We start from the raw sequence: 19,341 nt of genomic DNA, 5'->3' as shown, positions 1-19,341 counted from the left end.
CGCTCACGGCGCCGCCACCTGCCGCCAGTCGATCCGCGCACCTGCCGCCCACAGCTGCCCCAGCGCGGTGAGCAGCAGCTCCGGTTCCGGACGGCTCTCGAAGACACCCGGCAGGGTCTGTACGACGGACGCCACCGCCTCGCCCGGCCGGTCCGGGTGCTCCAGGGCCAGCCTGGACAGCGCCTGCCCCGGGCCCAGTTCCACCAACAGCGGGCTGGGCAGCCGCCAGATCTCGGCCACCTGGTCGGCGAACCGGATCGTCCGGCTCAGCTGCCCCGCCCAGTAACCCGGGCTCGTCGCCTCGTCGTCGCGCAGCCAGGTCCCGGTCACGCTCGACAGCAGGGGAAGCGCGGGCGGGCGCAGCGGGAGCGTGCCGAGCAACTCCTCCAGAGGCCCGGTGAGCGGCCGCGCCATCGCCGAGTGGAAGGCGTGCGTGGTGGCCAGGCGCCGACAGGCCAGGCCGTGCCCGGCCAGCTCCCGTGCGACCTGCCCGATCGCCCCCGCGGGCCCCGACAGCACCGTCTGCGCGGGCCCGTTCAGCGCGGCGAGCGACACGTCACCGCCGATGTACCGCCCGAGCTGCTCGGGCCCGGCCAGGACGGCCAGCATCGCCCCCGGGGACAGGGCCTCCACCAGCCGGGCCCGCCGGGTGACCAGCCGCAGCGCGGGCCCGAGGGGAAGCACCCCGGCGACGCAGGCCGCGGCCAGCTCACCGATGCTGTACCCGGCCAGCGCCCCCGGGGCCGCCCCGAACTCGGCCAGGGCGCGGGCCAGCGCGTACTGCAACGAGAACATCAGCGGCTGGGCCACCACCGTGCGGTGAATCTCCTGGGCCGTCTCGCGGTGGTCGTGGAGCGCGGCGAGGCCTGCCCCGGCCGGGTTGTCCGGCGGGTCCGGCGGGAACAGCACCGGTCGCAGATCCAGCTCGTGCTCGTCGTTCAGCAGGTCGAAACAGCGGTCCAGTTCGCTGCGGAACGCCGGAACGCAACGGTAGAGGCCGGCCCCGAGCCCGGCGTACTGGTCGCCGACGCCGGAGAACAGGAACACGCGGGACGCGCGGTCGGCGGGGCCGGCGGTGTACACCCGGCGTGGATCGCGTCTGCGCAGCCAGCGGGCCGCATCGGCCGGAGTGCTCGCGGCGATCGTGCGGCACAGGGACCGCCGCTTCGCCCGCGCCGCGTCAGGGACCGCCGGCAGACGGGCGAAGGCGGTGTCGTCCAGCCCTTCCAGCGCGGCCACCAGTTCATCGGTGGCCCGCTCCAGCGCCTCGGTCGTCGGCGCGGTCACGGTGAGCAGGCGTGCCGGTCCGGTCACGGTGCCACCGCCGCGCGCACGTCCTCGGGCCAGCCACGGGGGTCCACGCCGTGCCGGCACAGGAAGGCGTAGGCGAGCCGTTCCAGACCGAAGCCGGCACACCCGGTGAAGACGGGTTCGTCCGTCTCGTCGGTGATCTCGAACGCCTTCGCGAAGTGCTGCTCGTGGAAGTTGAACGAGCCGACGGCGACGTCGCGCCCCCCGCCCGAACCACCGGAATCGGCCGCATCCGCCGCATCGTCCAGGGGCAGCCGGAGCTCGTACTTCAGTTTCAGCATCCGCTGGGACCAGGAACGCTCAGCCGCGCCGTCGCCGAGGAAGAACGGATCGCCGGCCACCTCGCACCGGCCGCCCAGCCCGAGGGACTCCGTCAAGGCGTAGGTGCGTTCCATCAGCCGGCTGCGGCAGTCCAGGACGAAGTCCGCCGGGCCCAGGAACACGACCTCGCGGATCGTGAAGTCCCACAGCCGCTCCAGCGAGCGGCGATAGCGGGACTCGTGCCGGAACGACTTCCCCCGCGAGGTCACCACCATCGACGACGCCGGCAGCGTGCGATCCGCGTACTGGTGGTACGTGTGAAAGCACATCGTCGGCGGCAGACAGTGGTCGAACCCGCCGCCGTGCGCGCGCAGGCCCTGCGACAGGGCACCCACACCCCCGCCGGCCCGCCCCACGGTGTCCAGGAAGCCGCGATAGCTGTCCACGTCGCCGTGCAGGCGGGAGACGAACATCAGCAGCTGCGGAAAGGACTCGACGTAACCGGTGCGAAGCAGCGCCCTCGCCGGGATCAGCGTCGGATAGCGGAACTCCCGCGCCCCGAACTCCGCGGACACCACGTCCTTGAGACGTGCGTCGAGATGGTCCATCAGCGTCAGGACGGGCTCACCGAGGGCGATCTGCCCCGCCCCGGCCTCCATGGCGGCGCCCTGAGCGAGCAGTTCGTCGAACACGTCCCGGGCCGGCCCGGAGGCGGCGGCGCGCCAGACCACCGTCGGTTCGGACCTGCGCTGGCCGAGCACGTCACTCGCCACGACCAGGTCCAGCTTGCGTCCGAGCTCGGCCGGGTCGGCGCTGCACGCCGCCAGGGTCACGTCCACGGCGGTGACCGCGTCCCCCGAGGAGACCAGGGAGAAGCCGGTGATCGCGTCCGAGGCGAAGTAGATCCGCCGGGCCAGCTCATCGGCGAGACCCAGGGGCACCGGCCTGGCCAGCGGGATCCGGTTCATCGCATCTCACCTCCCGACAACGCGCCGCGCACGCCCACCAGTTCGGCGAGGATGCCGCGCTGCACCGAGTTGGTTCCCGCGTAGACGGGGCCGGCGAGGGCGTCGCGCAGCTCCCGTTCGATCCCGTCGTCGGCCAGATAGCCGCGCGCCCCGTGGATGTCGACGGCCCCCATGGCCGTCTGCACCAGGCTCTCGCTGATGAAGACCTTCGCCATCGTGGCCTCCGGCAACGCCAGTCGGCCCTCCCGCTTCAGCCACCCCACGCGGTACAACAGCATGCGCGCCAGTTCCAGCCGGATCTTCATGTCCGCGATCTGGTGCGAGACCGCCTGGAACGTCCCGATGCTGCGGCCGAACTGGCGCCGGGCGTTGGCGTGCCGCACCGAGGTCTCCAGCAACCGCTCCATGGCCCCCACGTGGGCGGCGAACATGAAGGACCGCTCCCACTCGATGGCCGAGGTGAAGACCTGGTACCCGGCGCCCTCACGGCCCAGCAGGTGCGAGGCCGGCACCGGGGTGCCGTCGAACTCGACGACGCCCATGGGCGTGCTCCGCAGCCCCATCTTCGACCACTCGCGTGCCTTGCGGACCCCGGGCATGTCGCTGGTGACCAGGAACGCCGACAGCTGGTCCTGCCCGCGGCCGCCGTCTCCGGTCCGCGCGAGGGTGACGAAGACATCGGCGACGGGGCCGTTGCTGACGAAGCACTTGCCGCCGTGCAGCCGGTAGCCGTCCCCCTCGCGCCGGGCGGTCGTGGTCATGCTGAGCATGTCCGAGCCCGCCTCGGGTTCGGACAGCGCGTGGGCGCCGATGAGCGTGCCCGCGCTGAGCTGCGGCAGGAAGCGGCGCTTCTGCTCCTCGGTGCCGTGCAGCAGCAGATGGATCACGCACGCCCACAGGTGGTTGTTGACGGCGAACACCAGCCCGTTGTCGCGGCATCCGTAGCCGAGCGCCTCCAGGGCGACCATCGTGGTCAGCGGGTCCAGGCCGCGCCCGCCGTACTCCTCGGGCACCGGCCAGCCCAGCACCCCGAAGTCGGCGCACCGCCGCCAGTCCTCCCACGGGAAGCCGGCGGAGCTGTCGTGCGCGGCCGCGTCGCGGCCGAGCTCCTCGCGGGCGAACTCCACGATCTCCTTGCGGAGCCGCCGCTGCTCCTCGGTCAGTTCGAGGTCCATACGGCCCCTCCCGCCGGTATCCGCCGGTCCGCCACGAACGCCGCGATCGCGTTCACCGACGAGAAGTTCGCGAAGTCGAGGTCCTTGCCCTCCACCCGCAGGCCGAAGGTCCGCTCCACCCACATCACCAGCTGCACGGCGAAGAGCGAGTTCACATACCCGCCGGCGAACAGGTCCTCGTCGTCGTCCACGGGCACGCCGTGCACGTGCCCCGAGATGAAGTCGCGGACCAGACGCTTGTCGTGCTCGGTCCTGTCCTCGGTCATGGTGTGCCTCCGTCGGATTCGTAGGAATGGAAGCCCTGTCCCGTCTTCCTGCCGAGCAGCCCGGCGTCGACCAGCCGCCGCAGCAGCGGGCAGGGCCGGTACTTGGGGTCGTCGAACTCCTCGTGGAGGACCTCGAGGGACAGCAGGACGGTGTCCAGGCCGATGAGATCGGCGGTCTCCAGCGGGCCCATGGCGTGCCCGAAGCACTCCTTGAACAGCCGGTCGACATCACCGGCGGTGGAGACGCCCTCGTGGATCAGGAACATGGCCTCGTTGACCGTGAGCATCGCCACCCGGTTCGTCACGAAGCCCGGGGAGTCGGCCACGACGACGTGCCGCCGGCCCACCCCTTCCAGCAGCGCCCGCGTGTGCGCGAGGGTCGCGTCGGAGGTGTGGTGTCCGCGGATCACTTCGACGGTGGGCTTGAGCGGGGCCGGGTTCATGAAGTGTGTCCCGATCACGCGGTCCGGCCGCCCGGTGGCCGAGGCGACCCGGGTGATGGGCATCGCGGAGGTGTTGACGCCGAAGGGCACCTCGGGCCGGCACAGCGTGTCGAGTTCGCCGTAGAGCGGGCGCTTGACCGCCCAGTCCTCCGTGACCATCTCGAAGACGTAGTCCACGGCGCGCAGGTGTCCGAGGTCGGTGGTGAACCGGATGCGTCCGGTGACCTCCTGCGGCGGGACGGGCTTCGTCCCCGGGCGGACGAGCGGTGCGAGCCGCACGTTCGCGACGATGCCGGCCCGCGCGGACTCGAGGGCGTGCTCCGCGATGTCCACCAGCACGGCCTCGTGCCCGTGCTCGGCGAAGAGCTGGACCACACCCCTGCCCATGGTGCCGGCGCCCACGACGCCTATGCGGTCCATGGTCGGCCTCCTTTCGTCGTGACCTCCCACACGGCGCGCAGGGCCTCCTGGCGCCCGTCGCGGAAGTAGAAGTGGCCGCCGGGCAGGAGCCGGGGCTCCTCCAGCGGTACGTCGGTGTGCGCCGCCCAGTCGCCGGCCCGGTCCGTCCACGGTTCCCTTCCGCCCGCGAGGACGGTGACCGGAATGTCCAGGGGGCGGCCGGGGATGTGGCGATAGTTCTCCAGCAGCGCGAAGTCGGCCCGGTAGCAGGCGAGGGTGTGCGCCCGCAGGAGAGGGTCGTCGCTCACGTGGTCCAGGGACTCGCCCCAGCTCCGTTCGACCTCCGCGCACAGCTCGTCGTCCGGCAGGGTGCTCAACGGGGAGCGCACCGGCCGCAGTGGCGGAGCGGGGCACGAGGAGACGATCAGCCGCTCCGGCTGGGCCCGGCCCCGACGGCGCAGCTCTCGTGCCGTCTCGAACGCCACCAGCGCGCCGAGGCTGTGCCCGAGGAACACGAACGGCCCGTCGAAGGACACCTGCGCCACAAGGGCGTCCACCAGCGGCTCGATGCGGGTGAAGGGCGGCTCGGCCAGGCGGGTGGTGCGGCCCGGCAGGTGCACCCCCCACACCTGCACGCCGGGCAGGTCGTCGGACCAGCGCACATACTCGCCCGGTGAGCCACCGGCGTGCGGGAAGCAGTACAGCGAGACCGCCGCTTCCGGCCGCCGGTGTCGGCGCACGACCCACCGCGTCATCGCGCGCCCCCCGCGGCCAGACGCTCCACCCGGTCCGCCGGCTCCCGTGGGACCGCCCGGTCCATGCGGTCCTCGATCAGGGCGGCCAACCGGGACGCGGTGGGCGCCTCGAAGAGCGTCCGCGGCACGAGCTCCACCGGGAGGACCTCACGCGCCCGCGCCACGAACCGGGCGGCGATCAGGGAGTCGCCCCCGAGGTCGAAGAAGCTCTCGTCCGGTTCCACCTCGGGCAGGTGCAGGATCTCGGCGAACAGCGCGGTCACCACATCCAGGGTCGATGTGCCCTCGGGCGGCGCCTGGGCGGGAGCGAGAGCGGGAGCGGGGGCCTGCTGCCGCTCCACCGGCTCCTGCGCGACCACGGTGTGCCGCTGCCCCTCGAAGGGGTACGCCGGCAGGGCGACCCGGCCCGGACGCCGTTCCACGACCAGCGCCGACCAGTCGATCCGGGCGCCCGACAGCCACAGGTCGCCGAGCGTGCGGAGGATGTCCTGGTCGGTGCCCGGGATGCCGACCGTCCCCAGGTCCAGCACGATGCGGCCGGGATCGTCCCGCAGCGCCGAGCCGGGCAGCCGGCCGTCGTCGGCCGTCGCCTGCCGCAGGCATACGGCCCAGTACGCCGGATCCGCCGCCTGGGCCGCTGGCACACGCCGTGCCCCGCCCGCCGTCAGGGGCATCGAGGGGGCGCGCGGGCCGACCCGCAGGACCAGGTCCGCCAGCTCTCCCTCCCCGGCCCCGTCGTCGGCCGCCGCCACCAGTCGGGCCGCGTCGTCCGGCCGGAACACCCCTGCCACGGCCGCCGCCGCCAGCGTCCCGGCACCCTCGCCCTGAACGGCGTCCGGCTCGATGCCGCACTGCTGCCACAGGCGCGCTGAGTGGTACAGGCGCTCGAACCGGCGCCGCCCTGTGCCGTGTTCCGCGAGCCGGTCGCCCGCCGCGGGGAACCGGAAGATCACCGGCCGGGGGCGGGCCTCGGCCGCAGCGGTGACGAGCCGGTCCGGTTCCGCACCGTCGAGCACCCGTACGGCGTCGGCGTGTCCCCGCACGAGCGCGAACCGCCGGTGACCGTGCTCACGGCGTCCGGTCTGCAGGGTCCAGGCCACGTCAGCGAGGGGCAGCGCGGGGTTGGCACGCAGATGCCCGGCCAGGCGGCCGGTGACGGCGGCCAGCGCCTCGGGGGTCTTCGCCGACAGCGGCAGCAGGTACCAGCGGTCCGGCGGCACCGCGGGCCGCCGCGGTGCCGGGGCCTGCTCCAGGACCACGTGCGCGTTGGTGCCGCCCACGCTGAACGAGCTGACGCCCGCGCGGCGCGGCAGGCCGTCCGGCGACTGCCACCGCCGTGCCCGGGTGACCACCCGGAACGGGCTCGCCGCGAAGTCGATCTGCGGGTTGGGCGTCTCGAAGTGCAGGCTGGGCGGGAGAACGCCGTGCTTCAGCGCGAGCACCGTCTTGATCAGCCCCGCCGCGCCCGCCGCTGCGTCGGTGTGCCCGATGTTGGTCTTCACCGAACCGATCCAGCAGAAGCCACGGCGATCGGTGTCCCGCCGGAAGGCCTGGGTCAGCGCCGCGATCTCGACCGGGTCGCCGAGCGGCGTGCCCGTCCCATGGGCCTCCACGTAGGTGCAGGTGCCCGCGTCCACCCCGGCGGCACGCTGCGCGCTCTCGATCACGGCCGCCTGCCCGTCGATGCCCGGAGCGGTGAAACCGATGCGGTCGGCTCCGTCGTTGTTCACCGCCGAGCCGCGGATGACGGCGTCCACGCGGTCGCCGTCGGCCATCGCGTCCGCCAGCCGCTTGAGGACCACGATGCCGACGCCGTCGCCGCCCACCAGTCCCCGGGCTCCGACGTCGAAGGCGCGGCAGACGCCGTCCGGGGCGTTGATCCCCACGTCGTCGGAAGGGTCCGCCGGGGACGGGAGCCGCACCGTGACACCGCCGGCCAGCGCGAGGTCGCAGTCGCCGTTCAGCAGACCCCGGACCGCGAGATGGACGGCCACCAGCGAGGTGGCGCAGGCGGCCTGCACGGCGACGGTGGGACCGCGCAGCCCCAGGCGGTGGGCGACCCGGCTGCACAGGAAGTCGGCCCCGTTGGCCACCCGGATCTCCCAGTCGGACACGGTGGACAGCGGCCCTCGGCCGGCTCCGTCCGAGCCGCGCACGTCCCGGATGAGCTGGGCGTACCCGTTCTCGCCTGCGCCCGCGTACACGCCGACGGAGCCGTCCTGGCGTGCGGGGTCGTACCCGGCGTTCTCCAACGCCTCCACGGCGCACTCCAGGAACACCCGGTGCTGCGGGTTGATCAGCCGGGCCTCCCGGGGCGACAGGCCGAAGTAGTGCGCGTCGAAGCGCTCGGGGTCGGCCAGCAGCCCCCGGGACACCCGGCCCCGCGGGGTGACCCGGCGCGTGATCGAGTCCACCCCGCCGATGAGGTTCCGCCAGAACTCGTCGGCGTCCCGCGCTCCGGGGAAGCGGCAGGCCAGGCCGATCACGGCCACGTGGGCGGGGGTGTCGTCCCGCCCTGCCTCCCGGCCCGTGGAGGTCGTCATCGCGTTGAACTCGGACATGCTGCCACCTCACCTGCGAAGGATGAAGAACACCGGCCGGGCGGGACGGACCGCACCGGTCTCTCGGGCCCGACGGAAGTCGGAGCCCGACGGAAGTCGGGGGGCCGGCTGCCTTCTGCGGCGCCCGGCCGTTCGTCCGGCGCCCGGCCGTTCGTCAGAACGACATCGGCATGTTGCGTCCCGCGGGCGCCGCGCCGCACTCCGCTGCCCGAAGCGCCCCGGCGAGTCGCCGTACCGACTCGGCGAGGACGTCGGGCGGCTGGGTGTACGGCAGCCGGACGTGGTCGTCCGGCGAACCACCGGCGACACCGAAGTGGGGCTCCGCGGCCAGTCGTACGCCGTGCCGTTCAACGGCGTCGGCCACCGCCCGCGCGGAGGCGCCCCCCGTCCGGGCCCACAGCGCGAGCCCCCCGGTGGGCACCTGGAAGGTCCAGGCGGGCAGCTCCCGGCGCAGCAGGGCCACGAGCACGTCGCGCCGCGCGCGGGCCCGGTCCCGCTGGAAGTCCAGGACCTCGGCCAGCGCGCCCGGGTCGCCGAGCATCCGGGCGAGCACCAGCTGGTCGATGACCGGACAGGAGACGTCCAGGCCCAGGCGCTGCTCGGCCAGGCGGCGCACGGTCTGGGCACCGGCCCGGATCCAGCCGATCCGCAGCCCGCCCCAGTACGCCTTGCCCGCCGAGCCGACGGTGATCACCGTGCCGGACCGGTCCGGGGTGTCGTGGGCGGCGAGCGGAGGCGGCGACGGGGCCGCCGGGTCCAGCGACAGTTCGGCCATGGACTCGTCGGCCACCAGCGTCGCCCCGGCCGCCCGGGCGAGCGCCACGAGGTCGCGCCGCTGCTCGTCCGGCATCAGCAGGCCGGTCGGTGCGTGGAAGTCCGGAGTGACACAGGCCAGTTCGGGCTGCGCCGCGTGCAGCGCCCGGCGCCACGCCCCGAGGTCCCAGCCGTGCTCGAGCAGCCGCACCGGGACGGGTCGGATCCCGGCCCGCGTCAGCGACCGCAGCACCCCGGGATGTGTCGGTTCCTCCACGACCATCCGCTCACCCGGCGCACCGAACTGCCGTACCAGCAGCGTGAAGGCGCCGGTCGCACCGTTGGTGACCAGGATCTGCTCGGCGTCGGTGGGCAGGCCGCGTGCCGTGTAGCGGGCGGCGATGGCGACCCGCAGGTCCGGCAGCCCGGCCGGGAAGGCGCCGTGTCCGCCGGTGTATCCGGGGAGTTCCGCCACGGCACGGGCCATCGCGCGGGACAGCCATGGCTCGGGGGCCGGCAGCGCGGCGACACTCAGGTCGATCGGGCCCGGGTCCCCGGCTCCGCGCGGCTCCGTCCGGTCGGGGGTGACGAAGCTGCCCACGCCTCGGAGACTGATCAGCCTGCCCTCCGCGCGCAGCAGTTCGTAGGCCGAGGCCACCGTCGTGCGGCTCACCGCCAGCGCGTCCGCCAGGTCGCGCTCGGCGGGCAATCGGCTGGTCATGGGCAACCGCCCGTCCCGGACCAGCCCCCGCACGGATGCGGCGAGCGCCCGGTAGGCGCTGCCGCCGTCCGCACGCCACTCGCCGAGGAGCTCGCACAGCTGTTGTGCGCCGATCCGCGTCGCGGCTCGCGACATCTCCGGTCGTCGCATGGTTCACACCTCCTTCCGAGTGCCGACCGGACGCTCACGCGCCGAGCGAGCCGATCTCCTCCGCCTCGTCCATGTCGTCCATCTCCTCGACGAACTGCACGAGGTCGTCGGCGAGCAGCCGCCACACCCCGGCGTATCCCTGGGCGAGCCGTGCCATGGGCTCCTTGCAGTGCGCGGGCACGGTCGCGGCGATCCTGCGGCGTTCCCGGGCGACCAGCGCACAGGCGTCGAGCAGGCGCAGCAGCGAGCGTCCCGAGTCGCTCAACCGGAGCGAGGGGTCGCGGCGCAGGGCGTCGGTGATCCGCGTGACCTCGTCGGCGGCCACGGTCGCCGCCTTGGGCCCGGCGGGCACGCGCCGCAGGGAACCGGGCCGCCGGGCGCGTACGACCCCGGCCGCGGGCTCCTGGCCTCGGGCCGCGTCACCCGGCAGCGCCGCCACCCGCGGGCCGCCGACCACGGGCACCGCACCCGGGCCGTCGCCGGCGCCCGCCCGGGCGTGGCGATCGGCACCCCCGCGGGCACCGCCGACCACACCGACCCGCACACCGGCAGGACCGCCGCCTGGGAGTACGGGACCTGGACGTCCCCCGTCCACCGCCTCGCCGTCCCCGCGACGGAGGTGATCGCGTCTTGGAACGCGCACACGCCGGCCGGCACCTGGATCCAGATCGAGCTGAAGGGGACGTACTCCGACGGCACGGACACCTCCTGGTACGTGATGGGCCGCTGGGCGGCCGGCGACCAGGACATCAGGCGGACCTCCGTCGACGACCAGAGCGACGGCAGGAGCAGCGTCTGGACGGACACCTTCGCGATCGACGACCCGGCCGCCGGCCTGCGCCTGGCCTCGTACCGCCTGCGGCTCACCCTGTACCGCAAGCCCGGCACCAAGGCCACGCCCACCGTGTGGCGGGCCGGCGCGATGGGCTCCGACGTCCCCGACCGCTTCACCGTCCCCGCCTCCGTGCCGGCTCTCGCCAAGGAGCTGATCGTCCCGCGCTACTCGCAGGAGATCCACGTCGGCCAGTACCCCGAGTACGACAACGGCGGCGAGGCCTGGTGCAGTCCCACCTCCTCGCAGATGATCATCGAGTACTGGGGCGGCCGGCTCACCGCCGCCCAACTGGCCTGGGTGGACCCGTCCTTCGCGGATCCGCAGGTGTGCCACGCGGCCCGGTTCACCTACGACCACCAGTACGCCGGCTGCGGCAACTGGCCGTTCAACGCCGCCTACGCGGCCACCTTCAAGGGGCTCCAGGGCGTGGTGACCCGGCTCGGCTCGCTCGCCGACCTGGAGACACTGATCGCGGCCGGGATCCCGGCCATCACGTCCCAGTCCTTCCTCAAGGAGGAGCTCACGGGAGCGGGGTACGGCACCGCCGGCCACCTGATGACCGTCATCGGGTTCACCGCCGACGGCGACGTGATCGCCAACGACCCGGCCTCGCCGGGCAACGAGGCGGTGCGGCGCGTCTACCGGCGGCGCGAGTGGGAGAACATCTGGCTCCGGACCAAGCGGTACAACGCCTCCGGCAAGGTCGTCTCCGGCACCGGCGGGGTCTGCTACCTGTACTTCCCGGCCGACCTGAGCCCGCGCCGGCGCCGGGCGCTCGCGGCGGTGGGCGTGCGCTGAGCCCCGCGCCGACGGCCTCCGGCAACCGGCCGGAGGCCGTCGGCGTGTGACCAACGTCTCCGCCGCAAAAGCCGCCGGTGATGGCAAGGTGGACAGAAGCCTCGGGGGAGTCCACCGCACAGCCGACGTTCAGTGAGACGCCATGACCGCACACGCAGCCACCGCCGCCCGCACCCGCACCGGCGGGCCCCAGGAAGACGGCCCGACGATCGTCGAGCACCTCATGGGCTGGACCCTCGTCGTGGTGATCGCGATGTTCGTGACGCAGCTCGGCCTGCTGTGACCTGGTCCACAACCGACCTGGCATACTGCGGACGTCCCGCCGCCCGCTGAGACCAGGGTCGAATTGAAGATGAGTCAACAGCGCGAAGCCGTTCGCCCCCGGGCGCGCGGCACCGAGCGGTCCGTCGCACGCCGTGCCGAACTCATCGTCATCGGGCGCAAGTTGTTCGCCGACACGTCGTACGACGCGCTCTCCATGGACGACATCGCCCGGCAGGCGCATGTCGCCAAGGGCTTGATCTACTACTACTTCCAGTCCAAGCGCGGCTACTACCTGGCGATCATCCAGGACTCCGTCGCCGACCTGGTCACCTACGCGGCCGGCGGCCTCGAACTGGAGCCGGTGGACCGGGTCCACCGCACCATCGACAGCTATCTGCGCTACGCCGAGCGCAACCAGGCCGCCTTCCGCACCATCGTCAGCGGCGGCGTCGGCTTCGACGCGGAGGTGCACGCCATCCGGGACGGCGTGCGCGAGGCGATCGTCGCGACCATCGCCGAAGGGGCGTACGGCCGCGGCGACATCGCCCCGCTGCCCCGCATGGGCCTGCTCGCCTGGGTGTGCAGCGTGGAGGGCGCCGCCCTCGACTGGATCGACGGCTCCCCGCTGTCCCGCGACACGATGCGCGAACTGCTGGTGAGGACGCTCGGCGGTGCCCTGCGCGCCATCGAGGAGATGGACTCCTCGTATCCGGCTCCGGAGCCGGCCCGCCGGGACGACGGCTGACCGAGTACCCCTTGGCTCCGGCTGCTTGATGGCCTCGATCAGCTCACCGCTCGGGGCCTCCCCGCTCAGCTCACCGCTCGGGGCCTCCCCGCTCGGCTCCCGGACCTCCCCGCCGCCGGGCCGGTCGCGGCGCCGCCGGGCGTCGACCGGGTGGGTTGGCATGAACGCGATAAGACGCTGGCCGGTACGGCAAGAGGTCTAGACCGGTCCGTCAAAGGTGCGGACCGATCCCGCCGAGGCCCCGACGGCGATGCGCCGGACGGCCGCCGCCGGTATCTTGAAGTAAGCGGTCGTTAACCGGTGACGGGATCTCCTGGATCGGGCATACTCACAGCGCACAGCCGCTGGTCAGCAGCTTCCGCGACCCGGGACTGCGAGCCTCGGCAGTGAGACCCGGCGGAGCCGCCCCCACCCGAAGGGCCCGTCCGTCAGCGCCCCACAGGGAGGAGAGCGTCGCCATGCCCGACCGCGCCCCGCAGCCGGTGGACCGGCAACTGCCCACGGACGAGGCCCGGGATCTGATCTCGCTCGTCCGCGACATCGCCCGGCAGGAGATCGCCCCGAAGGCGGCCGAGGAGGAGGACGCCGGACGCTTCCCGCGCGAGGTCTTCACCCTGCTCTCCGCGTCCGGACTGCTCGGCCTGCCCTACGACGCCGAGTACGGCGGCGGCGACCAGCCGTACGAGGTCTACCTCCAGGTCCTCGAAGAGCTCGCCGCGGCCCGCCTCACGGTGGGCCTCGGTGTCAGCGTGCACACCCTGTCCGCCTACGCGCTCGCCGCCTACGGCACCAAGGAGCAGCAGGTCGAGCACGCGCCCGCGATGCTCGGCGGCGGTCTGCTGGGCGCGTACTGCCTGTCCGAACCGTCCTCCGGGTCGGACGCGGCCTCGCTGCGCACGAAGGCGGTGCGGGACGGCGACGGCTGGGTGCTCACCGGCACCAAGGCGTGGATCACCCACGGCGGGATCGCCGACTTCTACACCGTCATGGCGCGCACGGGCGAGGACGGCCCGCGCGGGATCACCGCGTTCCTGGTGCCCGGCGACGCGGAGGGGCTGAGCGCCGCCCCGCCCGAGAAGAAGATGGGCATGAAGGGCTCGCCGACCGCCCAGGTCCACCTCGACGGCGTGCGCGTGTCCGACGGCCGCCGCATCGGTGAGGAGGGCCAGGGCTTCGCCATCGCCCTGGCCGCGCTCGACTCCGGGCGGCTCGGCATCGCGGCCTGCGCGATCGGACTGGCCCAGGCGGCGCTGGACGAGGCGGTGGCGTACGCGACCGGGCGGCGGCAGTTCGGACGGCCGATCGCCGACTTCCAGGGGCTGCGCTTCATGCTCGCCGACATGGCGACCCGCATCGAGGCCGGCCGGGCGCTGTATCTGGCGGCGGCGCGGCTGCGGGACGCGGGCCGGCCGTTCGCCAAGCAGGCGGCCATGGCCAAGCTGCACTGCACCGACACGGCGATGCAGCTGACCACCGACGCCGTCCAGGTCCTCGGCGGGTACGGCTACACGGCCGACTTCCCGGTCGAGCGGTACATGCGCGAGGCGAAGGTCCTGCAGATCGTCGAGGGCACGAACCAGATCCAGCGGATGGTCATCGCCCGTCACCTAGCGGGTCCCGAGACTCGCTGAACTGCCCGGCGGTCACCTGGGGCGCCGCCAGCCGGACCCACTCCGGGTCGTGGCGCCCCGGCAGGGTGCGGCCGCCCTCGGCCCAGGTGCGCAGCAGGTCGCGGTAGATGGGCGGATCCGGGACCTGCGGCGGTGCCGGCGGCACCGGCCCTGCGGCCGCGGGAACCGGCGCGGGGACGAACAGTCGGCGTTGACGCCCGATCGCTGCATAGGTGGGGGTCATACCAGGACAACGCGGAGGTCGGCGGACAGGTCACCGATCGCCGGAATCGGGCGTGCGTTCACGGACGTCCGCCGCGCGGGGCGGCCCGCGCCACCGCCGCCCCGCCGGGCGCGCGGAACCGCACCACGGCGGCCTGCGAGCCGTGGCGCGGCTCGGTCACGGGGTGGGAGCGGGGCCGGTCAGGCGGCCCGGCGGCGCATGACGGGCACCCGGATCGGACGCGAGCCCGGGCCGCCGACGTGCGAGAAGGGCTGCGTCCGCCAGTCGAGCCCCTGAGGGAGCGTCAACAGCAGAGCGGTGTCCTGCTCCTGGGGCTCCGCCGACTCGTCCGCCGGGCGGGCGTCGGACGCGGCGCGGCCCGTGCCGGCGCAGACCGTGAGCCCGAACGGGTTCCACGGAGAGGCGCACAGCGCGTGCTCCGGCAGGCTCTCCTCGTCCGCCAGCAGGGCGATGGGCTGCGCGCAGTCCGGGCAGATCACCCGGTACATCTCGAAGGTGTCGTACGCGTCGAACTCGTCGTCCAGGGCGTCGGGTTCGACACCCTCCGGCTCGGGTTCGACCACCAGCTGCGGTCGCTTGGGTGCGGTACGGCCAGGGCGCTTAAGACTCTGCATTGGGTTCTCCCCCTCGGACTGGGCCGTGACGGCGCTGCGGCCTCGACCACAGCAAGCACTTCCCGCCCCGTCTCGGCGGTAATCACGAGAACATCACGGAGCTCGCTCGGCAGGTGTGGTGTTCGTCACAAGCCGCCCGCAGGTGCCGCGCGCGGCCACCGCGTCCCCCGGGCGGCACACCCGCTCCTCGCCGCCACATCACGAACCGGGTATGACCTGCGCCGCTCAGGTATCCGCGGAGATCAGGCGCACTGTAGGTTCTTGCGCCATGGAGGAGCTCGACCGACAGATCGTGCAGCTGCTCGTCAACGACGGGCGGATGAGCTACACAGACCTGGGCAAGGCCACCGGCCTGTCCACGTCGGCCGTGCACCAGCGGGTGCGCCGGCTGGAGCAGCGGGGCGTGATCCGCGGCTACGCCGCGGTCGTCGACCCGGAGGCCGTAGGGCTGCCGATGACCGCCTTCATCTCGGTGAAGCCGTTCGACCCCAGCGCCCCGGACGACATCGCCGAACGCCTCTCCGACGTGCCGGAGATCGAGGCCTGCCACAGCGTCGCGGGCGACGAGAACTACATCCTCAAGGTGCGCGTGGCCACCCCGCACGAGCTGGAGGAGCTGCTGGCCCGCCTGCGCTCGCAGGCAGGGGTGTCGACCCGCACCACGGTGGTGCTGTCGACGCCGTACGAGGCACGGCCGCCGCGGATCTGACCGACCTGCCTGCGGGACGGTCCCCGGGAGGCGGGAGACTGTTCCCCATGAGTGAGCGCACCGCCCAGCCGAAGACCGTCCTGCTCCGCCGCGGAGAAGTCCACAGCCCCGCCGACCCCTTCGCCACCGCGATGGTCGTCGAGCGCGGCCAGGTCGCCTGGGTCGGCTCCGAGGGCGCGGCGGACGCCTTCGCGGACGGTGTCGACGAGGTGGTCGACCTCGACGGCGCCCTCGTCACTCCCGCGTTCACCGACGCACACGTGCACACCACCGCCACCGGCCTCGCCCTCACCGGCCTCGACCTGTCCGCCGCCCCCTCCCTGGAGGCGGCCCTCGCCCTCGTACGGGACTTCGCCGCCGCCCGCCCCGCCGACCGCGTGCTGCTCGGCCACGGCTGGGACGCCTCCCGCTGGCCCGGCGGACGCCCGCCGACCCGCGCCGAACTGGACGCGGCCGCCGGCGGACGCCCCCTCTACCTCAGCCGGATCGACGTCCACTCGGCGGTCGTCACGACGGCCCTGCTCGACCTGACCCCCGGCCTCGACGCGCCGGACGCCCCGCTCACCGCCGACGCCCACCACGCCGTGCGCGCCACCGCCCTCGCCGCCGTCACGCCCGGACAGCGCACCGAGGCCCAGCGAGCGGCCCTCGCCCACGCCGCCTCCCTCGGCATCGGATCCGTTCACGAATGCGCAGGGCCGGAGATCTCCTCCGAGGACGACTTCACCGGACTGCTCCGGCTCGCGGCCGAGCAGCCGGGCCCGCGCGTCGTCGGCTACTGGGCGGAACGTGATGTCGACAAGGCGCGGGAGCTGGGCGCGATCGGCGCGGCCGGCGACCTGTTCGTCGACGGCGCCCTCGGCTCGCACACGGCCTGTCTGCACGAGCCGTACGCCGACGCCGGCCACACCGGCACCGCCCACCTGGACGCGGCCGCCGTGGCCGCCCATGTCGTCGCCTGCACCGAGGCGGGCCTGCAGGCGGGCTTCCACGCCATCGGAGACGCCGCCGTGACCGCCGTCGTCGAGGGCGTGCGGGCCGCCGCCGAGAAGGCCGGCCTCGCCCGTGTCCGCGCGGCCCGGCATCGGGTGGAGCACGCCGAGATGCTCACCCCCGAGACGATCGCCGCCTTCGCCGAACTGGGCCTGACCGCCTCCGTCCAGCCCGCCTTCGACGCGCTGTGGGGCGGCGAGGAGGGGATGTACGCCCACCGTCTGGGTGCCGGCCGGGCGCGCTCCCTGAACCCCTTCGCGGCCCTGCTGCGGGCCGGCGTCCCGCTCGCCTTCGGTTCGGACAGCCCGGTCACGCCCCTCGACCCGTGGGGCACGGTCCGCGCGGCGGCCTTCCACCGCACGCCCGAACACCGCGTCTCCGTGCGCGCCGCGTTCACCGCGCACACGCGGGGCGGCTGGCGGGCCGTCGGACGGGACGACGCGGGCGTCCTGGTGCCGGGCGCGCCGGCCGACTACGCCGTGTGGCGCACCGACGCGCTGGTCGTCCAGGCCCCGGACGACCGGGTGGCCCGCTGGTCGACCGATCCCCGTTCCGGGACCCCCGGCCTGCCCGATCTGACGCCGGGCCACGACCTGCCGGTCTGCCTGCGCACGGTGGTGGGCGGACGGACGGTGTTCGTACGGCCGGGCGAGTGATCTCCTGGGGCGGCGCACGCCCGATCGGCCCCCGCCACGCCGTCGCACCACCTCCGTATCCGCCGCGCTGACCAGGGCGTTGACCGAGAATCCGCAGGTCATACAGCTGTTGACAGCCGACGGCAGCGGGCCGGTAGGTTCGGCGGAGTCCACCACCGGACGCCCGACCGGGGAACGTCCACGCGCTCGTCGCGGTGCCGCTGGGTCAGGGACGGTGTGCCGCACCGGGGCACCGCCACTGGCAGCCAGGCTCAGTGCCCGCGCCACGGCGAGGGAACGTTCCGGCCGGTCGGGGAGGTGTGACCCGGGTGGGGCCCGGGCGCTCAGTAGACAACGGCTTTCGGTCGATCCGCAGCCAGCGGGTCCCAGGTCGGCCCGAAGGGCGCCGGGCCCCCATCCGCAGGACGCACCGCCCCGCTCCGGCCCACCGGGCCCGCACAGCGCGAGCTCCTGCCCCGCTTTTGTGGAAACGACACCACCATTCGAACGTCCTGTCACGTCACCGCAGGCCGCGGCCACTATGGTGGACCTTCTGCGTACGGGACATGAAGGGGCAGCAGTGAACGACGGCGACGGGACCCTCGCGGCACAGGACCGGGGGAGACAGTTCGGTCCGCTCGGCACGGCATTGGTGATCATCCCGACCTACAACGAGGCGGAGAACATCAAGGCGATCGTCGGCCGGGTGCGCAAGGCCGTCCCCGAGGCGCACGTGCTCGTAGCCGACGACAACAGCCCGGACGGCACGGGCAAGCTCGCCGACGAACTCGCCGTCGGCGACGACCACGTCCAGGTCCTGCACCGCAAGGGCAAGGAGGGCCTCGGCGCCGCCTACCTCGCGGGCTTCCGCTGGGGCCTGGAGAAGGGGTACGGCGTCCTGATCGAGATGGACGCCGACGGCTCCCACCAGCCCGAGGAACTGCCCCGCCTGCTGACCGCGCTCAAGGGCGCCGACCTGGTCCTCGGCTCCCGCTGGGTGCCCGGCGGCAGGGTCGTGAACTGGCCCAGGTCCCGCGAGGTCATCTCCCGCGGCGGCAGCCTCTACTCGCGCCTCGCCCTGGACCTGCCGCTGCGTGACATCACCGGCGGCTACCGCGCTTTCCGCCGGGAGACATTGGAGGGCCTCGGTCTGGAAGACGTCGCCTCCCAGGGCTACTGCTTCCAGGTCGACCTCGCCCGGCGCGCGGTCCGGGCCGGCTATCACGTGGTCGAGGTGCCCATCACCTTCGTCGAGCGGGAACTGGGCGACTCCAAGATGAGCCGCGACATCCTGGTGGAGGCCCTGTGGCGGGTCACGACATGGGGTGTGGGGGAGCGGGTCGGCAAGATCGTGGGCCGCGGCAAGCCGTCACAGCCGTAGCCGTACGCTGTCACAGCCGCGGTTGATCGTGCCCTTATGCCGTGCTGAGCCGGGTCCAGGCACACTGGACGCATGACGACAGGCGCTCCGACTCCCGCGTACCCCGCCCGGCCCCGGCGCTCCCGGCTGCGCACCTTCCTGCCGCTGGGCCTCGCCGCCTGGCTGGTGCTGGAGATCTGGCTGCTGATCGTGGTCGCCGGCGCGGCCGGCGGGTTCACGGTGTTCCTGCTGCTCGTCACCGGCTTCGTGCTCGGCTCGGTGGTCATCAAGCGGGCGGGCCGCCGCGCGTTCCAGAACCTGAACGAGGCGCTCCAGCGCGGCGGGGCCCCGTCGGACGCGTCGAACGGCGGCGGCAACGGCCTGATGATGCTGGGCGGTCTGCTTCTGATGATCCCCGGCCTGATCTCGGACGCGGTGGGCCTGCTCCTGCTGGTCCCGCCGGTCCAGAGCGCGCTCAGCCGGTACGCGCAGCGCACGGTCGACCGTAAGCTGCGCGAGGCCGTCCCGGGCACCCTGGGGGAAGCCTTTCAGCAGGCGCGCATGCGCCAGCCCGACGGCAAGGTGGTCCAGGGCGAGGTCATCAGGGACGAGTCGGGTCACGCCGCGCAGGGTCCGCGCCCGCCGCTGACGGGCTGAGGCTCCTCGGCGGGTCGCAGCCGGCGGGACGGCGCCCACCGCTCGGACCTGCCCGGACACACAACCGCCGGACACACAACCGCGGGCGCCGCACGTGAAGTTCACGTGCGGCGC

18 protein-coding genes and 1 pseudogene are annotated in these 19,341 nt (G+C 73.6%); 8 read left to right on the top strand and 11 right to left on the bottom strand.

The features are described from left to right. Window positions 1-3: 3 nt before the first annotated feature. The 9 genes from ACWD0J_RS06775 to ACWD0J_RS06735 all read right to left on the bottom strand — a co-directional run bounded on the left by ACWD0J_RS06775 (window position 4) and on the right by ACWD0J_RS06735 (window position 10,220). A complete protein-coding gene (locus ACWD0J_RS06775; protein WP_451494682.1) occupies window positions 4-1,314 on the bottom strand; it encodes an acyltransferase domain-containing protein in 1,311 nt (436 codons plus the stop codon). Further along, window positions 1,311-2,540: a hypothetical protein gene (locus ACWD0J_RS06770; protein ID WP_451494681.1), complete on the bottom strand. Its 1,230-nt coding sequence runs from the start codon at window positions 2,538-2,540 to the stop codon at window positions 1,311-1,313. The genes ACWD0J_RS06775 and ACWD0J_RS06770 overlap by 4 nt, the downstream gene beginning before the upstream one ends. Beyond that, window positions 2,537-3,715 carry an acyl-CoA dehydrogenase family protein gene (locus ACWD0J_RS06765; RefSeq protein ID WP_451494680.1) on the bottom strand — a complete coding sequence of 393 codons (1,179 nt, stop codon included), beginning with the start codon at window positions 3,713-3,715 and terminating at the stop codon, window positions 2,537-2,539. The genes ACWD0J_RS06770 and ACWD0J_RS06765 overlap by 4 nt, the downstream gene beginning before the upstream one ends. Then, entirely contained in the window at window positions 3,700-3,981 is a 282-nt protein-coding gene (locus ACWD0J_RS06760) for an acyl carrier protein (RefSeq protein ID WP_451494679.1), read from the bottom strand. Before ACWD0J_RS06760 ends, ACWD0J_RS06765 begins: the two co-directional genes overlap by 16 nt. After that, window positions 3,978-4,844 carry a 3-hydroxyacyl-CoA dehydrogenase family protein gene (locus ACWD0J_RS06755; RefSeq protein WP_451494678.1) on the bottom strand — a complete coding sequence of 289 codons (867 nt, stop codon included), beginning with the start codon at window positions 4,842-4,844 and terminating at the stop codon, window positions 3,978-3,980. Before ACWD0J_RS06755 ends, ACWD0J_RS06760 begins: the two co-directional genes overlap by 4 nt. Beyond that, window positions 4,832-5,578, bottom strand: a complete 747-nt coding sequence (locus ACWD0J_RS06750) for a thioesterase II family protein (RefSeq protein WP_451494677.1) — start codon at window positions 5,576-5,578, stop codon at window positions 4,832-4,834. Before ACWD0J_RS06750 ends, ACWD0J_RS06755 begins: the two co-directional genes overlap by 13 nt. Next, a complete protein-coding gene (locus ACWD0J_RS06745) occupies window positions 5,575-8,139 on the bottom strand; it encodes a type I polyketide synthase (protein WP_451494676.1) in 2,565 nt (854 codons plus the stop codon). The genes ACWD0J_RS06750 and ACWD0J_RS06745 overlap by 4 nt, the downstream gene beginning before the upstream one ends. 154 nt (window positions 8,140-8,293) lie before the next feature. Then, window positions 8,294-9,763: a MocR-like transcription factor YczR gene (gene yczR, locus ACWD0J_RS06740; protein WP_451494675.1), complete on the bottom strand. Its 1,470-nt coding sequence runs from the start codon at window positions 9,761-9,763 to the stop codon at window positions 8,294-8,296. Window positions 9,764-9,797: 34 nt separating this feature from the next. Beyond that, the gene (locus tag ACWD0J_RS06735; protein WP_451494801.1) at window positions 9,798-10,220 is read right to left on the bottom strand and encodes a hypothetical protein; all 423 of its coding nucleotides are present in this window, start codon (window positions 10,218-10,220) and stop codon (window positions 9,798-9,800) included. A gap of 9 nt (window positions 10,221-10,229) precedes the next feature. Between ACWD0J_RS06735 and ACWD0J_RS06730 the strand changes: the two are divergent. The 4 genes and pseudogenes from ACWD0J_RS06730 to ACWD0J_RS06715 form a co-directional block, all read left to right on the top strand. Next, a pseudogene (locus ACWD0J_RS06730) lies at window positions 10,230-11,396 on the top strand (peptidase C39 family protein); the annotation flags it as partial. Window positions 11,397-11,538: 142 nt separating this feature from the next. Next, window positions 11,539-11,679, top strand: coding sequence for an SCO1431 family membrane protein (locus ACWD0J_RS06725; RefSeq protein WP_451494674.1), 141 nt, complete (start codon window positions 11,539-11,541; stop codon window positions 11,677-11,679). 63 nt (window positions 11,680-11,742) lie between these two features. Continuing rightward, window positions 11,743-12,405: a TetR/AcrR family transcriptional regulator gene (locus ACWD0J_RS06720; RefSeq protein ID WP_451494673.1), complete on the top strand. Its 663-nt coding sequence runs from the start codon at window positions 11,743-11,745 to the stop codon at window positions 12,403-12,405. 458 nt (window positions 12,406-12,863) lie between these two features. Beyond that, window positions 12,864-14,036 (top strand): acyl-CoA dehydrogenase family protein, encoded by a 1,173-nt coding sequence (locus ACWD0J_RS06715; protein WP_451494672.1) that lies wholly within the window; start codon window positions 12,864-12,866, stop codon window positions 14,034-14,036. Here the strand turns inward: ACWD0J_RS06715 and ACWD0J_RS06710 are convergent. Continuing rightward, on the bottom strand, window positions 13,999-14,259 hold the full coding sequence (locus tag ACWD0J_RS06710; RefSeq protein WP_451494671.1) for a hypothetical protein: 261 nt from the start codon (window positions 14,257-14,259) through the stop codon (window positions 13,999-14,001). The genes ACWD0J_RS06715 and ACWD0J_RS06710 overlap by 38 nt on opposite strands. 179 nt (window positions 14,260-14,438) lie before the next feature. Next, on the bottom strand, window positions 14,439-14,873 hold the full coding sequence (locus ACWD0J_RS06705; protein WP_451494670.1) for a hypothetical protein: 435 nt from the start codon (window positions 14,871-14,873) through the stop codon (window positions 14,439-14,441). Window positions 14,874-15,141: 268 nt separating this feature from the next. On the opposite strand from ACWD0J_RS06705, the gene ACWD0J_RS06700 reads away from it, so the two are divergent. The 4 genes from ACWD0J_RS06700 to fxsA all read left to right on the top strand — a co-directional run bounded on the left by ACWD0J_RS06700 (window position 15,142) and on the right by fxsA (window position 19,227). Beyond that, window positions 15,142-15,582: an Lrp/AsnC family transcriptional regulator gene (locus ACWD0J_RS06700; RefSeq protein ID WP_451494669.1), complete on the top strand. Its 441-nt coding sequence runs from the start codon at window positions 15,142-15,144 to the stop codon at window positions 15,580-15,582. Window positions 15,583-15,629: 47 nt separating this feature from the next. Further along, window positions 15,630-17,231, top strand: a complete 1,602-nt coding sequence (locus ACWD0J_RS06695; protein WP_451494668.1) for an amidohydrolase — start codon at window positions 15,630-15,632, stop codon at window positions 17,229-17,231. A gap of 559 nt (window positions 17,232-17,790) precedes the next feature. After that, complete coding sequence (locus ACWD0J_RS06690) at window positions 17,791-18,591, top strand: polyprenol monophosphomannose synthase (RefSeq protein WP_451494667.1); 801 nt, start codon at window positions 17,791-17,793, stop codon at window positions 18,589-18,591. 72 nt (window positions 18,592-18,663) lie between these two features. Continuing rightward, window positions 18,664-19,227, top strand: coding sequence for an FxsA family membrane protein (fxsA, locus tag ACWD0J_RS06685; protein WP_451494666.1), 564 nt, complete (start codon window positions 18,664-18,666; stop codon window positions 19,225-19,227). Window positions 19,228-19,341: the final 114 nt, after the last annotated feature.

This window comes from Streptomyces sp. NPDC003011, from assembly GCF_053591515.1.
The sequence above is the reverse complement of the archived record's forward strand: the minus strand, read 5'-3'. Positions and strand labels throughout refer to the sequence as shown.